Origin of the sequence: Paenibacillus hamazuiensis (assembly GCF_023276405.1) — a bacterium.
Classification (GTDB): domain Bacteria; phylum Bacillota; class Bacilli; order Paenibacillales; family NBRC-103111; genus Paenibacillus_AF; species Paenibacillus_AF hamazuiensis.
In genome coordinates, this window is sequence record NZ_JALRMO010000001.1 from 5068891 (window position 1) to 5083616 (window position 14726).

Sequence of the window (14726 nt, forward strand, 5' to 3'; positions counted from 1 at the left end):
ATCCGTTTCGCACACCAGGCCCTTATGAGCCGAAAATCCACATAATCAGCCGATTCGGGCTGGGGAAATTTTTCATCGCATACACGGCCATCACATACATGTAAGCAACCCCAAGCCAGAAGTAAACGATTCGGATCGTTCGTTTCTTCCGCCTGTTATATTGGAGAAAATTCCATTCAAATACCGCCAAACCCCCGAATATAAGAGTAAAGACAATCATCGGCAGTAATCTCCTCGCTTTAATCCTTCTGATAGCGAATGATCGTATTTCTTTCCGTACCCGTTCGTTTTATGGCGACGCGGGCGTCCACGTTTATCTCGCAGCGCGAATACACTTCTCCCCAGTCGGCGCCGTATTTGTACCATACCTTAGGGTAGTGCCAGTCCAAATAACGCGCGAATCCGAACACGTCCGCCTTCATGGACTGGCTTTTCTTAATGGCGGTCTCTATTCTTCCCTTCAGTTCCTTAGAGAGAATCTCCTGCAATTTGGCGATTTGCGAAGGATCGTTTATGTCAATATCCGATACGGACGATATGATGTCATCCTCCGCTTCAATGCTAATGTCGAACCGAACCTGGTCCGCCGTGACTACAGGCCTGATCTTGGACTTCGAGTACAAAATAACAAAGCTGACGATTTTGCCGTCCGTAGGGGACTTGATGGAAATCATCGAGTTTTTCATTTTGCCTCCGACCCATAACCCTGCTCTCATTTCTTTGACGTCGAAGGTCCCGATCATTTTTCCGTCTTTAAATAACGCCGCTCCGTCCGTCCCCACCCAAGTGCTGAGCTTTCCCTGCTCGCTCAGCATTTTCGTCTTGCCGATGACCAGCATTGGGGCGAGCATGCCCCCGTTGAGCGCGGACGCTTCGAGAAAATCCTTCACGTTCGTATCCAGCGTAACTCTCCTTTTGGCGAATTCGCGAATGATTTCCGATGGAAGCCTCTCAAACACGGTCGTCAAATAACTGACATCCTTCGCTTTGCCGGAAGCCACCATCAAATATGCGTTAGTGTGAAAATCCGGCTGGCGCATGGCGAATTCCAAAATCGGATTGATGCCGGATTCGGCCATCTTTTTGCCTACAACGATGACATTGCAATGGCCAAACGAGATTTCCCGGGTCAGATCCGAGCGGATTTTGCGGACGGCGATCGGAATGCTTTCCGCCTTCTTGGTAACGATCGTAAACGGGTTCCCTTGGCTTTCCGCCGCCTGGCTGAGACCACCGCCGGTCTGCATCCGGTTGACCAGCGGAAACCCGAGGGACACTTCATATTCCCCCTCTTCCGAGCGATCCAAATAGATGGCGGTCACAAAAGCTCTGTCGTTGATTTCCACCCTCGACCAGCACCCCGTTAAAAGCAGGAGGCAGGATGCGGGCCAAAGCAGCCTCAGCCGCATTCGCCTTGATAACGTCATATTCAGTCACCATCGTCCTCTTGCGGGATTTGCGGCCTTTTCCGGTATGTCAAACGCTGCCCATGCGACGTACCGTACAAAATCGGCCTTTTTTTCAACATCCAGAAGGGGGCTCGAATCAGCACGTCCTTCCAATCGCTGAAATGAATAGGGGCCGTCGGCGTCAAATACGGCGTGCCGAACGAACGCAGTGTGACCAGATGGATGTAAATCAAAATAATGGCGACAATGATGCCGTACAAACCGAAGCTCGCAGCAAGAATCATGACCGGAAAACGCAGCAGACGGAAGGTCAGACCCAGATCGAAATGCGGGATAATAAACGAAGCTACGCCGGTAATGGAAACAACAATGACCATAGGGGCGGATACGATGCCTGCCTGTACCGCCGATTGCCCGATGACCAGAGCCCCGATGATCGATACCGTTTGTCCGATCGGCTTCGGAATGCGAAGACCCGCTTCCCGCAGCGCTTCGAACGTGATTTCCATAATAAATGCTTCGACGATGGCGGGAAACGGCACGCTTTCCCGGGCCGCCGCCACGGTGAGCAGCAGGTTGTGAGGCAGCATCTCCGGATGAAAAGTCGTGACCGCGATATAAGTCGAAGGAAGCAGGAACGAGATCAGCAAAAACATGAAGCGGATCCAGCGGATCCAGGTTGACGCGACAAACCGCTGGTAATAATCCTCGGCCGACTGCAGCAGCATGTATAAAGTAACCGGAAGCAGGATGAGCATCGGCGTGCCGTCCACCAGAATGGCGACCCGGCCTTCGAGCAGCGATGCCGCCGCCGTATCCGGCCGCTCCGTGTACTGCAGCTGCGGAAACGGGGAAAACGGATTGTCTTCGATAAACTCCTCGATGTAGCTGCTGCCGAGCACGCTGTCGACGTCGATCCGGCTCATCCGCTGCTTGACCTCATTCAGCAGCTCCTGCGTGCAAATCCCCTCGATATAACAGATGATCACCGTCGTTTTCGAGTATTTTCCCATCTGATATTGCTCGGTCTTGAAAGCCGGGTGTTTGATCCGACGCCGAATCATCGTCAGGTTCGTGTTGATGTCCTCGACGAACGCTTCCTTCGGGCCGCGGATCACATTTTCATCCTGCGCCGGCTGGATCGACATCTTCTCCACTTTCCGCAGCGGAAACTGGATAAAAGGCGTATGGTCGCCGATCAAAAGCAGCACCGTACCTTCAAAGAGGGCATCAAGGGCTTGGCCGGCATTACTCGCCGTTTCCACATAAGAAACGGGCAGCCGCTTCAAAACGCTGACTTGATGCGCCAGCTCGCCCGCCGTAAGTCCGTCCGCCAAAGACAGCAAAGGGGTGATGACCTGCTCCTGCAGCAGCTTTTGATCGATCATGTTGATGATATAAACAAAAGCGCAGGGGACGTCCCCCGGCAGGCTCATCTCGTGAAAGGCAATGTCCGAGCAGTGCTTCAATTTGCCGCGCAGCCAGCTCAGCCTCTCGCCCAGCGTATCGCCCGGCATCGCTTCGGGAGCCTGGCCCGGCGCGCTGCGCAGGAGAGCACGGCGGCGTCCTTTTTTCAGCCATTGAAGAAAAAACATCGCGCACACCTCGGGTAGGCATTTTCTCCGTAGGATTCCATAAATCCCCTCTTTCTATGCAAAAAGCGTCGCCGCCGCAACGCAAGAAAGCCGGAGTGTCATCGTAACGTGACAATCCGGCCTCCTACGATCTCGAGTTCGGTATCGCATTTTTTGCAAGGTTGGAATCTAAAAATGCCCGGACCGGAACAAATAACCCCAATGCCTGTTGTTTCGGGTAAACGACAGCTTGTCCATTAAATCGCGAATCGGCGTCTCCCGGCACGGTATATAGCGAATATTCCGCCGAAACGGCACAAACCCGGGCGACATTTCGTATTCGTAAACAAGATCGTCCTCCACTTGGCCGATCGCCGTAAATTCTGCCGAATGTGTCCATACTGCATATTTGGGTATTGAACAGCCTTTCCAACGTAATAGGCTCTCCCATATTCATCGTATTATCGTTCTCATCCGGATTATTCAGCGCTTTCTTACATTTGAAGCCCATTCATTTCTTAGGTAAGATCTCTTATAGTTTTTATTTATACCATTTTCTTGTGATTCTGACTGTGGTTAATCTGTTCTATGATACACTTCCGATTGTTTATTTAATCTTAATGGTTTGTGTCGGGACTCTCGTTTTGGCAACGCTTGGATATTATTTTATTGAGATTCCTTTCATCAAACTGGGCAAAAAGTTCTCCAACCGCCGCTCGCAAATACCCGGTAACACCAAAACCGTTATGCCGCATCCCAAAACGTATAGAAATTAATATTTTCTGTAAAAAGCGTTCTCGTTTAGACCAAGTGCCCCAGGGAAGTGGTTACTATTCCCGGGGCACTTCGATTCTTACGCTGCCATCGTTCTACAACACAAATTTCCACAGCAACCAACTGGCGACAGAGCAGCACCACGAAACGAGTCCGAAGATCAGCACGATTTTATTTTCGCTCCAGCCGTATTTTAAGCTAAAGTGGTAATGGATCGGCGTCATTTTGAAAATGCGGACTTTCGTTTTCTTGTAATACCATACCTGCAGGATAACGGATAGCTGTTCCGCAAAATATACAAAAAACAAAAGCGGAATCAGTATTTCCACCTTCTCGATAACGGCCAGAAACGACAGCGACCCTCCGATGGCGAGCGATCCGGTATCCCCCATAAAAGCCCGGGCCGGATATATGTTGTACAGCAGCAGTCCCAACAAGCCGCCAATCATCGTCAGGCAAAACAGCTGCACCTCAAGCCGGTCCGATACCGCGAAAAAGAAAAAATACGTCGGGATGGCGACCACAATCAGCAGCCCGTCCAGACCGTCCGTGAAATTGATCGCATTCGCCGAGCCGACGATGAACAGCATCGCGAGAACTATGTATACGCCGGGATGCAGGGACAGCTGCATCTCACTGTGAAAATAAATGCCCGGATTAAAGGGGAGGTACCTGTACAGCACTAGCAAAAGGATGCCCGTTACGACAAATTGCAAGATCAGCTTCGTCCTGCCCGATATTCCGGACGGATCCTGGAATGCGGCTTTTTTATAATCGTCCAGAAATCCCACCAAACTGAAAAGAGCAAACATCGCGCTTAGAAGTAAAGCAAAACCGCCACGGTGGGACATCAGGGGAGCCAGAGCTCCGGCCAGCAGGATGATGCCCGCCATTAAAGGAGTGCCGCGTTTGGCCTGATGATCCGCCGGCAGCTCGCTTCGGATCGGTTGGGTCAGCTTTAACGTACGCAGCCCCCGGATGAGCACGGGACAACAGCAGACAACGATAAAAAAAGTAATAGCGGCAACTCCTAATGCAGACGTCAATCCGAATCCCTCCGATTCTTCTTGTCCTCACAGTTCAACTTTATCCGAAACGGGATCGAAATATAGTGAAATTTTGGAAAACGTTTTTTCCTATTTTAGCGAACAAACCTGGGCGAATGAGCTATTTTCGTGAATCCTCGGCATCCGCCCGTAGCATGATCGGGAATCGTGACATTTATAATAAAAGGTTCTCGGGCAATGGGTCGAATGGAAAAAAAGAGGAGGAGCTACATGGTCAACAAAGCCGTAAAAGCAACAATATCGTCGCTTCGCGATTATATCTCCTATGATGACGAGCCGGATGAAAGCTACCGCATCCTGCGCCGGATCAAAACCCCCTATCAAAAAATTGCGGTCGTTAAGCTGAAAAATGGTAAGGTATTGATTTACGGGGACGGCTATGTGATGTTCGGCACGACGGAGGATGACAACATTTGGGCCGAAGCGATGGTCCATATCCCGATGGCCGTTGCCAAGAAACGGCGGCGCATCCTGATGATCGGCGGCGGAGGAGGCATTACGACACGGGAAGTGCTTAGGTATCGCAAAGTCAAGGAGATCACGGTCGTAGACATCGACTCCGTTATGATGAAGCTCGGCAAGAAACTGAAGCCTCTCGTCAAATTTAACAAAGGGGCTTTGAACAATCGGAAAGTGCGCACCGTCATCAAGGACGGAAGAGCTTACGTGGAGAAGAACCGGAAGAAATGGGACGCCATCATCATTGACATCCCGGAACCGAGCCATGATGCTCCGGGACTCAGACGCCTGTTCAGCAAGGAATTTTACAGGCTGCTGAAAAGGCGGCTCGCCCCCGGAGGCGCCGTTACTATCGCTTGTTCCACGCTGTCGATCATGCCCGAGTACCACTCGAGCATTGTCGCGACGCTCAAAGCAGCCGGATTCCATGTGCTGCCTTATCATATCGATGTCATGAAAAAATACGGGGAGGACTGGGGTTTCGTCGTAGCTGCAAGAAGACGGCTGTCTCCCCGCCGCATCCGCCTGCGCGTTCCGACCCGCTTCCTGAAATCGGCAAAGCTGAAGAAAATATTTACGATCCCCCGCAAGTATCGGCGGAAATGGAGGAGGTGGAAAATCCAGACGGATCGGAACCACGTACTTGCCAACATCCATGAACGGCACTGACAACGAATGGGGCTCCCGCTTGCAAGCAGGAGCCCCGGCTTGTCCTTCTATACCTTCAACAGCCCGACGGAATACAGGAAAATAAGCAGGATCAGCACCGGGGCGACGAAACGGAGCGCAATCATCCAGGCTTTATACCAGAACCCGCTGAGACCCGCTTCCTCGCCGGCTTTTTTCCACGCGTAGCCGGTAAATAAAGTGACGACAAGCCCGCCAAAAGGCATTGCGATGTAGGCGGTGACGAAATCGACCCAATCGAAGATCGACTTCCCGCCCGGCGTAAATCCCCCCAGAACACCGCCGACGGACAGTGCGGACGGAATCCCGACCAGGAAGCAAACCGCCGATACGTAGACGGAAGATTTGCTGCGGCTCCAGCCCCACCGCTCCATGGCGAAGGCGACCGGCACCTCCAGAATCGAGACGGCCGAAGTCAGCGCCGCAATCGCCAGCAGCGCGAAGAACAAACCGCCGAACACGGAGCCCAAATACATTTTCGAGAAAGCGGCCGGCAGCGCCATGAAGGCGAGACCGACTCCTTCCCCAGGCTCCAGACCAAAGGAGAACACCGTCGGAAAAATAACCAGTCCGGCGATCAAGGCGTACACCAGATCCCCGAAGCCGATAGCAAGTGTGGCGCTTCCGAGCGATTGCCGCTTGTCCACATACGAACCGTAAGTGAGCATGCAGCCCATGCCCAGAGACAGCGAGAAAAAGGCATGCCCCAGAGCGATCAGTGCCGACTCCGCGTCCAGCTTGGAAAAATCCGGCTTCAGAAAAAAAGCTACCCCTTCGGAAGCCCCCGGCAGCGTTAAAGCGCGGAACATCAGCACGATCAATATAATCAAAAAACCGGGAATCAATATTTTGTTGAATTTTTCAATTCCGCCCGATACGCCTTTGGCCAGCACCGAGCCGCAGACTACCGTTACAACCGCCTGCCAGAACAGCGGCGTGTAGCTGCCGGCGAAATCGAGAAATTTGCTTTTGTAGTCGGCTCCCGGCTCAAAGAGCAATCCGGTTAGCGACTGCACCGTATAATGGAGAGTCCAGCCGGCGACGACCGCATAATACGACATGATCATAAACGCGGTAAGGACGGCGAACAAGCCGAATGCCGCCCATACTTTTTTCCCCGTCAGGTTGTAAAAGGATGTGGACGCATTGCCTCTCCCGCCGCGGCCGATGACCATCTCCGCCAGCAGTACCGGAAGCCCCACGATGATAAGGCAGACGATGAACAGTAGAAAAAAAGCGGCTCCGCCGTGTTTTCCCGTGATATAGGGAAATTTCCACATATTCCCTAGACCGACCGAACTTCCGATCGCCGCCAAAATAAATCCGGTCTTTGAAAAACGTTCTTCCGTGCCGTTTTTAGGGTCAGATGCGTCTTGCTGTTTCTTCATGATGTTGTCCCATCTTTCCTGAATATTCGCCAGAAGAAATAGTAAAATAAATGACTCCTTCTGTCATGATGTAAATTTCGCCATTTTCATCGTCGGGTTATTTATTTCCATTCAGAAATGGGAGCATGCAAAAAAGACCCTGATCTTAAATCAAGGTCTCTTTTCGCAATGTTTATCTCGCCAGAATCAGCGGGCGACCATCAGCTTCCGGTCAATCATCGCTCTGACATCGTTCAGCAGCTGCACGGAAGCATCGATTTCCACCTTCCGTGTTGAAACGCTTTCCACGCTGCAGCCGACCGGGATGCCTTTCTCCAGACCGAACTCCAGCAGCTCCTCGAATATTTTTTTCGTTAAATTGACCGACTTGTCCAAAATATCGTTGGAGTTCATCAAATCGTTTTCGAGCCATTTCGGGATGCTGATGCCCAGCCACTTCATGAATTCGAGCGTTTTCAGCGATCCGCATGGAGTCAAGTTAAAGAGAATGGGAACCATTTCGATTTGGTGATTTTGGCAGTAGTAATAATAGTCGGACAAGAAATTTTTCGAAGCCTCGACGTTATAAATCGCTTGCGAAACGAAAAAGCGGCAGCCGCTGGTCATTTTTTGCACGACCCGCAAATGCTCGTCGTTTTTCCTCAGATGCCTTTCCGGAATGACGACGCCGCCCAAAATCAGTTTTTCATTGGCTCTCCGGCTTAATTCGTAAGCGTCCGTCAGGCTGAGGCGGATTTCCTGCTGGCTGGACGACGGTCCGACAAATACGGAAAACCGATCCTGCCCCGGATCGGATGCAATCCATTCCGCCAGCTCGTCTTCCGTATATTTGCCGACGCAGCGGTAAACGATTTTCGGCACGTCCAGCTGCGCCAAATATTGATGGCCGTAAACCGTCGGATCGATCGTTTTCAAAAAAGGAAACGGCCTTTCCTGCTCGTTGCGGTTGGCTTCATCCTGAATATCATAAATGATCAGGCCGTCGATTTCCGTATTCCGCATTCGATCGATCAGCTTATTCGCGATTTCCGCGATTTTTTCAGGCGTGTTGTCTTCCTTTGGCGGCGTTAAACCGTAGGTGACGATCCCTGCTCTTCTTTCCAGTATCTTTTGTTTAAGCACCGTCCCCGTCCCCCGATTCTATTAAAATGAAGCTAAAATCCGAATTTTTATACGAATCGTAGCATTTTTATACATTTTAACCAGACGGGTTTTTATTGTCAATAGACTTAGGCCCGCAGCACAGCAAGCTGCCCGGCAAATAAACCGGGCAGCCCGTAACGGATGGCGACGCATGCGGACGGCGATGGACCGGTAACGGACTATCAATCGCCTCCACTTTATTTTCGGAATCTTTCGCTAGAACGTATTATAAATATTTTCGCAGGTTTCCGCCGTCGGCTGATAGAAGCAGTGCTTTCTGTAACGTGCCACCAAGGGTTGACCGTACCAGGTCGAAGGGCAGTCTCCCTGCGGCCTGAAGTACCAGAGCGAAAACTTCGCAGGCCACTGCCGTTCCCCGTTAACGGCACGCCGGGCGAGCCGCCTTTCCCTGTCGCGCGCTTTCTGGTAAAAATAACCGTGAATGATCGCCTCGAAAGCATGCGGTTGGTACACCATTTGCGGGATGGTGCGGATTCCTTTAAAGTCCGAACAGTTCGCCCGTATGCGATTGATGCCGACATTGCCTACGAGCATCATTCCTTTCTCCCCTTCGCCTTCCGCTTCCGCTCTCAGCAGTCTGGCCAGGAGGGTAATATCTTGGTCCCTTGCTTTTACGACAGCCATTGGATCACCCCTAACGTTTTCTACCTACAGAATATTACGCAAACGGATTTAGGTGATTGCCGGGGGACACTTTATTATATAAATGCACATCAAGCCGGCTTCTTTTCCGCCGTCGTCCCCGTTTCCCCCGCCAAAACCCCGCTCAGCGCAAAAATGAACAGCGCACCCGCGAAGCAAACAGCCGCGAAAATGCCAATGGCCGAAAATCCGTTAAACAGCACATACAGCATGCCGGCGATCCACGAAGCGAGCGTTGTCGCCGCGTTCATCGTGGAAGTCGAAAGACTCGAAATCGTCCCCCGGATGGAAGGATTGAGCGAGGTCAATATCCCTATGATGAGAGGAAACATGATGCCGAGAAGGGCGAATATGACAAAATACGCGCCCGCTACGGCGGATACCGACGTGAAATGCGGCAGCGAGACAAACGCCGCGATAAGCAGAACAAAGCCGATAACCATCGTATTAAAACGGTTCAACACGCCCGACACATACCCGCTCCCCATGCTGCCAGCCAGATTGCCGAGTCCCAGCAATATCATCATGTACCCGATTTGATCCACCGACAGGTGAAAGCGGTCGGTCATCCATTTGCCGAGGAACGCAAACGCCGCGTTGCTCCCGAGATGAATGAAGAAATAGGCGAGGAAAGTCCCTCTTGCGCGTCCGCTCGTCAGCAGCGGAACGTATCTTTGGAAGATCGGCGTTTTGGCCCCCGGAACTTGGCTCGGCTTCATGTCCGGCACCGCGACAAAGATCACGGCGGCGAGCAGAAGAGAACATATGCCGATCGCAAAAAACGGATACTGCCAATGGACCGCGGCGAGCATGCTGCCGATCGGCACGCCGAGCGCCTGGGATACGGCGAGCCCCGCATAAACGATCCCCATCGCTTTGGCGATCTTCGGCGCCGGCAGCAGCGACGGAACAGCCGCCCAAACTTGCGGTGCGGTAAACGCCGCACTCACGCCGGCCAAAAAACGAAACAGGCACATCGACCAGAAACCGGTCGCGAAGCCGCATAACAGCGTGGAAACCGCAAAGCCGGTCATTCCGGCCAGCATCACTTTTTTCCGGTTCAAGCCGTCGGACAAGGGACCGGCAACAAGCGCAAACAGCGCTGCCCCAAGCGTATAAGCTCCCATCATCCAACCGGACACCTCAGTGGAAACTTGAAACATGCTTTGCAGCGTCGGAATGAGCGGGGAAATCAAGAAAGTATCGGTGCCGATCAAAAACATGATCAGGAAAAAAATCGAAGTCAATTTGTTCATGTTCATCACCATCTCCTTTATACTTCAGCTGATCTGGGCGCGCGCTTTGCAAGACCAACTGGACTTGATTCTCATTGTAGCGGATAATAGTGACAAAGACTGTCATAAACTTTGATCTCAAAAAAATTTACGGAGGCGGTTTTATGTCCAAATCGAAACGTCTCATGGAGCTGATGATGGCTGTCAACCGCAAGCGCAGATTCAAGGTCCAGGAGCTTGCCGACGAATTCGGTGTCTCCGCGAGGACGATTTTGCGTGACCTGCAGGAGCTGAGCGAGCTCGGAGTTCCGCTGTATTCGGAAGTGGGGCCGCACGGCGGTTACCAGGTGATCCGGGAACGGGTGCTGCCTCCGATCGCCTTCACCGAAGAGGAAGCCGTCGCTTTGTTTTTCGCATGCCAGGCGCTGCGCCATTATTCGGCCCTGCCGTTTGAAACGGAATCGTCCTGCGCGCTCAAAAAATTTTACTACTACATGCCCGGAGACGTCCGCGACCGTATCGATCAAATGAGAAACCGCGTCGATTTCTTATCTCCGATCAGGCAGATCGAATCCCCGCATTTGGCCGTCCTGCTTGACGCGGCGGTTGGCCAAAAAGTCGTGCGGATCGAATACGAGTCGCGGGAAGGAGCATCCTGCCGGGAAATACAGCCGCTCGGCATCTATGCGAGCAACGGCTTCTGGTATTGTCCCGCGTATTGCTTTGAGCGGCAGCAATTTCGCTTGTTCCGGTGCGACCGGATCCGCTCCGTCGGCGGCGAGCCCGCCGTTTCGAAACCGCTCGATTTGCGGCATGTCCATATCGGCAACTGGGAGTCGTTTGTGAAAAAAGGGGACGCGTACGTCCACGTATACGTCGAGCTCAGCAAAGAAGGCGTGCAGCGGTGCGAGCCGGAGCTCGGACGGCGCGGACGGCTTCATGTTCGTGAAGACGGCAGCGGCTGGCTGGAGGGTGATGTACCGAGAACGGAAATTCCGTTTTTGGCGAAGTTTTTCATCGGCCTCGGTACCGAAGCGAAGGTGCGGGAACCGCGGGAGCTTATCGATTGCATGAAACGAAATCTTTCCGAGATGATGAACCATTTGTTACAATGATGGAATTGAAAGCTTTTCGCTATGCCAGTTCATCACAGATAAAGGGAGAGTGAACCGCTTTGAATTCCTCGCATTCCGGCGCGAACGGCGCTCCGCTTGCACCTGCTTCGCGTCCGATGCCCTCGAGAACGGCGATGGTGCTGATCCTCGGATCTTTGGGCATGATGGGACCGTTAACGATAGACATGTATCTTCCGGCGATGCCGACGATCGTTTCCGATTTCCATACGTCGGCCTCTTCCGTTCAACTTAGCCTGACGTTTTATTTGATCGGCCTCGCTTCGGGGCAGCTGCTGGCCGGACCGATCAGCGACGTGCGCGGACGGCGGCTGCCGATGCTCGCCGGCTTGATCGTATACGCTTTGTGTTCGCTGCTCTGCGCGTTCACGACGAACATTTGGTCGCTGATATTGCTCAGGGCGATTCAAGGTTTTTCGGGCGCAGCCGGGATGGTTGTCTCGCGGGCGGTTGTACGCGACATGTATTCGGGCACGGAGCTGACGAAATTTTTTACGATGCTTATGCTTGTGAACGGTGCCGGACCGATTATCGCTCCGATCATCGGCGGACAATTGCTGCGCTTTACGACGTGGCACGGCATATTCGTCGTGCTGTGCGGCGTGGGGCTTGTTATGTTCGCCGTCATATTATTGATGCTGCCGGAAACGCTGCCTGCGGGCAAACGCTCGCGCGGAGGCTTTCGGCAAACGGTGACGACCTTCGGCGGGCTGCTGCGCGACCGCGAGTTTATGGGCTACGCGCTTTCGTCCGGATGCGTCTCCGCCGCGCTGTTCGCTTATTTGTCCGGCTCGTCGTTCGTGCTGCAAAACATTTACGGCGTATCTCCGCAAATGTACAGCTTCATCTTCGCCGTCAACGGCATCGGCTTCGTGCTCGCCTCGCAAATTACCGGCAAGCTCGTCAGCCGCTTCCCGGAAATCCGGCTGCTCGTCGCCGGCTACGTGATCGCCGCAGCGGGCGGCGCCCTGCTGCTCGTCTCGCTGCTCGGCGGACTCGGTCTTGCCGGGGTGTGGGCGGCGTTTTTCCTCACCGTCTCCAGCGTCGGCGTCGTCGGGCCGACAAGCTCCTCGCTGGCGCTGCAGAGCAAGGGCAGCGCCGCAGGCAGCGCGGCGGCGCTGCTCGGCGTGCTGTCGCTCGTCATCGGCGCGTTCACTTCGCCGCTGTCCGGGCTCGGAGGCGGTCACAGCGCCATGCCGCTCGGAATTTTGATCGCCGCGGCTTCGGGTGGGGCGATCCTCTGTTATTTCCTGCTGATCCGCCGTTCAAAGGAGGCTTAACCCTATATGCGCAAGCTGGTCTTCTTCATCGGCCCCGCGGGGGCCGGCAAAACGACGCTGGCGAAAGCTTTGGCCGCGCGGCGGCGCGCCGCTTTCTTCGATATGGACACGCTGCTGCGCCCCGCCGCGGAAGCGATCATGACCCTTTCCGGGCTCGACCCGAACGACCGCGATTCGCCCGTGTATAAAACGCGCTGCCGCGATCTCGGCTACCGCATCACGATGGACGCCGCGCTCGAAAACGTCGAGCTCGGCATAGACGCGATCGTCGTCGGCCCCTTTACGAAGGAAACCGAAGATCCGGCGTGGCTCGCCGGTGAGCTCGCGCGAATCGGCGCCTCGGCAGACGACGTCGACGTGAGGGCGGTGTTTGTGTATTTGCCGGACATGGAGCTTTACCGCGAACGCCTCCGGAAGAGAGCCTCGCCGCTTGACGTCTGGAAGCTGGACAACTGGAACGAATTCAGCCGGTCGCTTGCGCTCCGGCAAATCCGCTGGGATCTCCCGCCTTCGTCGATTGTATATTTCGACAATTCCGGGCCTTTTGCCGAAGAGAAGCTTGCGGAGCTGGAGCGGCTTGTGTACGGCGGAGGGCCGGCGGAATCGTGACCGGCAGCTTTGCAAGCCGCAAGGAGGGGGGCTATGGAAGACGCACTGCATGCTTTATTTCGCCCGATACAGGCTAACGGAAGAGTCGTCTCGCAGAAATATATCGAATTCAAGCCGTCCCCGGCATTGATGTCCTTTGTTTCATGTTATTGGGCATCGGAGCCTTCCTTTCACCCGGATTCGGCAAATAACGACGGTATCGATCGCGTTTTGCCCGACGGCTGCACGGATATTTTGTTCGAGCACGATATCAAGGGCAACCGTTATCACATCCGCTATTACGGCGTATTCGATCGACCGTTTCCCATCGCCTATGACGACAAGAGGCCCGTCCGCAAGTTCGGGGTCCGCTTTTTCCCGGGCGGAGCCTATCCGTTCATGAGAACGCCGGTTGCCGAATTCACGGGCAGGTACTGCGCCTTGGATGCGATTTGGCCGAATATCGCCGAAGAAATCGGGGAAAAGCTCTTCGCGCAAGAATCGATGGAAGAGAAGGTGCGGATCATCGAGCATTATTTGCTCACGATCGCGCAAAGGAACAGGCCGGTCGACGATCCTCTCATGGCCAACCTGCTTTACCGCATCTTCGTGTCGGAAGGAAAAACGGGCGTGTGCGAGCTGGCCGAATCGGAAGCGGTCAGCGCACGTCAAATCAACCGGAAATTCGAGCAATGGATCGGCTTCAGCCCGAAAAAATTCAGCGAAATCGTGCGGTTTCAGGCCGTCGTCGGTGATATCCGCAGGCGGAAGAAAACCGATTGGCGGATGCTTGCCCTGGATCACGGATATTTTGACCAGGCGCATATGATCCGCGACTTTAAAAGATTTTACGGGGATTCTCCGCTGGCTGCAGCTAAAGAATTTCGGGACACGTCCGGTTTTTACAATCCTATTTGAAGCTGGCCCCTCTGATCCGGCTTCATGCGCCGCAGAACGTTCAAGCCGACAAAGGACCATCAGAGCGGAACTAGGAGTCTGTCCGACGAAGCAAAATCGGTGAATTTTTATTCAATAAAGTGTATTCCGTGTAAGGGATTACCTCTCCACCGCTCTTGAAATCAAGTTGTTTTATTAATATTAGTCCGATGTAACAACTTGATTTCAAAGGCGGCCGTAAACTTTCCGAGGCAATTCCCTCCCCTCCATACATCTATTGAATAAAAATTCACAAGATCCCTTCCGTCGGACAGACTCCTAGGCGATCATAGGCCAAATGCTGTCAGGTTATCGCGTTCGCTCGAGTGTGTGGCATCAACATAGCGGAACCCACGTGCGCTATTCCCTGATAAATGGGCGTCGCGAAAA

14 protein-coding genes are annotated in these 14726 nt (G+C 53.5%); 5 read left to right on the top strand and 9 right to left on the bottom strand.

Translation table 11 applies throughout. The features are described 5' to 3' along the window. Positions 1-22 precede the first annotated feature (22 nt). The 5 genes from MYS68_RS21885 to mraY all read right to left on the bottom strand — a co-directional run bounded on the left by MYS68_RS21885 (position 23) and on the right by mraY (position 4803). Positions 23-220, bottom strand: a complete 198-nt coding sequence (locus MYS68_RS21885) for a hypothetical protein (protein WP_248927887.1) — start codon at positions 218-220, stop codon at positions 23-25. A 19-nt stretch (positions 221-239) separates the two neighbouring features. Then, positions 240-1427, bottom strand: a complete 1188-nt coding sequence (locus MYS68_RS21890) for a Ger(x)C family spore germination protein (protein ID WP_338043596.1) — start codon at positions 1425-1427, stop codon at positions 240-242. A gap of 2 nt (positions 1428-1429) precedes the next feature. Beyond that, positions 1430-3004 carry a spore germination protein gene (locus tag MYS68_RS21895; protein ID WP_248927889.1) on the bottom strand — a complete coding sequence of 525 codons (1575 nt, stop codon included), beginning with the start codon at positions 3002-3004 and terminating at the stop codon, positions 1430-1432. 168 nt (positions 3005-3172) lie between these two features. Then, positions 3173-3346 carry an EVE domain-containing protein gene (locus MYS68_RS21900; protein ID WP_338043597.1) on the bottom strand — a complete coding sequence of 58 codons (174 nt, stop codon included), beginning with the start codon at positions 3344-3346 and terminating at the stop codon, positions 3173-3175. A gap of 506 nt (positions 3347-3852) precedes the next feature. Beyond that, complete coding sequence (gene mraY, locus MYS68_RS21905) at positions 3853-4803, bottom strand: phospho-N-acetylmuramoyl-pentapeptide-transferase (RefSeq protein ID WP_248927890.1); 951 nt, start codon at positions 4801-4803, stop codon at positions 3853-3855. Between the two features lie 231 nt (positions 4804-5034). On the opposite strand from mraY, the gene MYS68_RS21910 reads away from it, so the two are divergent. Beyond that, the gene (locus MYS68_RS21910) at positions 5035-5952 is read left to right on the top strand and encodes a spermine/spermidine synthase domain-containing protein (RefSeq protein WP_248927891.1); all 918 of its coding nucleotides are present in this window, start codon (positions 5035-5037) and stop codon (positions 5950-5952) included. A 47-nt stretch (positions 5953-5999) separates the two neighbouring features. On the opposite strand, the gene MYS68_RS21915 is transcribed toward MYS68_RS21910, so the two are convergent. The 4 genes from MYS68_RS21915 to MYS68_RS21930 form a co-directional block, all read right to left on the bottom strand. After that, positions 6000-7358, bottom strand: coding sequence for a sodium-dependent transporter (locus tag MYS68_RS21915; protein ID WP_248927892.1), 1359 nt, complete (start codon positions 7356-7358; stop codon positions 6000-6002). Positions 7359-7544: 186 nt separating this feature from the next. Beyond that, positions 7545-8480: a methylenetetrahydrofolate reductase gene (locus MYS68_RS21920; protein WP_248927893.1), complete on the bottom strand. Its 936-nt coding sequence runs from the start codon at positions 8478-8480 to the stop codon at positions 7545-7547. A 237-nt stretch (positions 8481-8717) separates the two neighbouring features. Beyond that, positions 8718-9146 (bottom strand): cell wall hydrolase, encoded by a 429-nt coding sequence (locus tag MYS68_RS21925; RefSeq protein ID WP_248927894.1) that lies wholly within the window; start codon positions 9144-9146, stop codon positions 8718-8720. Between the two features lie 89 nt (positions 9147-9235). Continuing rightward, entirely contained in the window at positions 9236-10420 is a 1185-nt protein-coding gene (locus tag MYS68_RS21930; RefSeq protein WP_248927895.1) for an MFS transporter, read from the bottom strand. Between the two features lie 143 nt (positions 10421-10563). Here MYS68_RS21930 and MYS68_RS21935 point away from each other — a divergent pair, with 143 nt between their 5' ends. The 4 genes from MYS68_RS21935 to MYS68_RS21950 are packed head-to-tail and all read left to right on the top strand — an operon-like array spanning position 10564 to position 14318. Continuing rightward, complete coding sequence (locus MYS68_RS21935) at positions 10564-11514, top strand: helix-turn-helix transcriptional regulator (protein WP_248927896.1); 951 nt, start codon at positions 10564-10566, stop codon at positions 11512-11514. 59 nt (positions 11515-11573) lie between these two features. After that, positions 11574-12812, top strand: a complete 1239-nt coding sequence (locus MYS68_RS21940; RefSeq protein WP_248927897.1) for a multidrug effflux MFS transporter — start codon at positions 11574-11576, stop codon at positions 12810-12812. 6 nt (positions 12813-12818) lie between these two features. Further along, a complete protein-coding gene (locus MYS68_RS21945; RefSeq protein ID WP_248927898.1) occupies positions 12819-13421 on the top strand; it encodes a P-loop nucleotide/nucleoside kinase family protein in 603 nt (200 codons plus the stop codon). A 33-nt stretch (positions 13422-13454) separates the two neighbouring features. Then, positions 13455-14318 (top strand): AraC family transcriptional regulator, encoded by an 864-nt coding sequence (locus tag MYS68_RS21950; protein WP_248927899.1) that lies wholly within the window; start codon positions 13455-13457, stop codon positions 14316-14318. Positions 14319-14726: the final 408 nt, after the last annotated feature.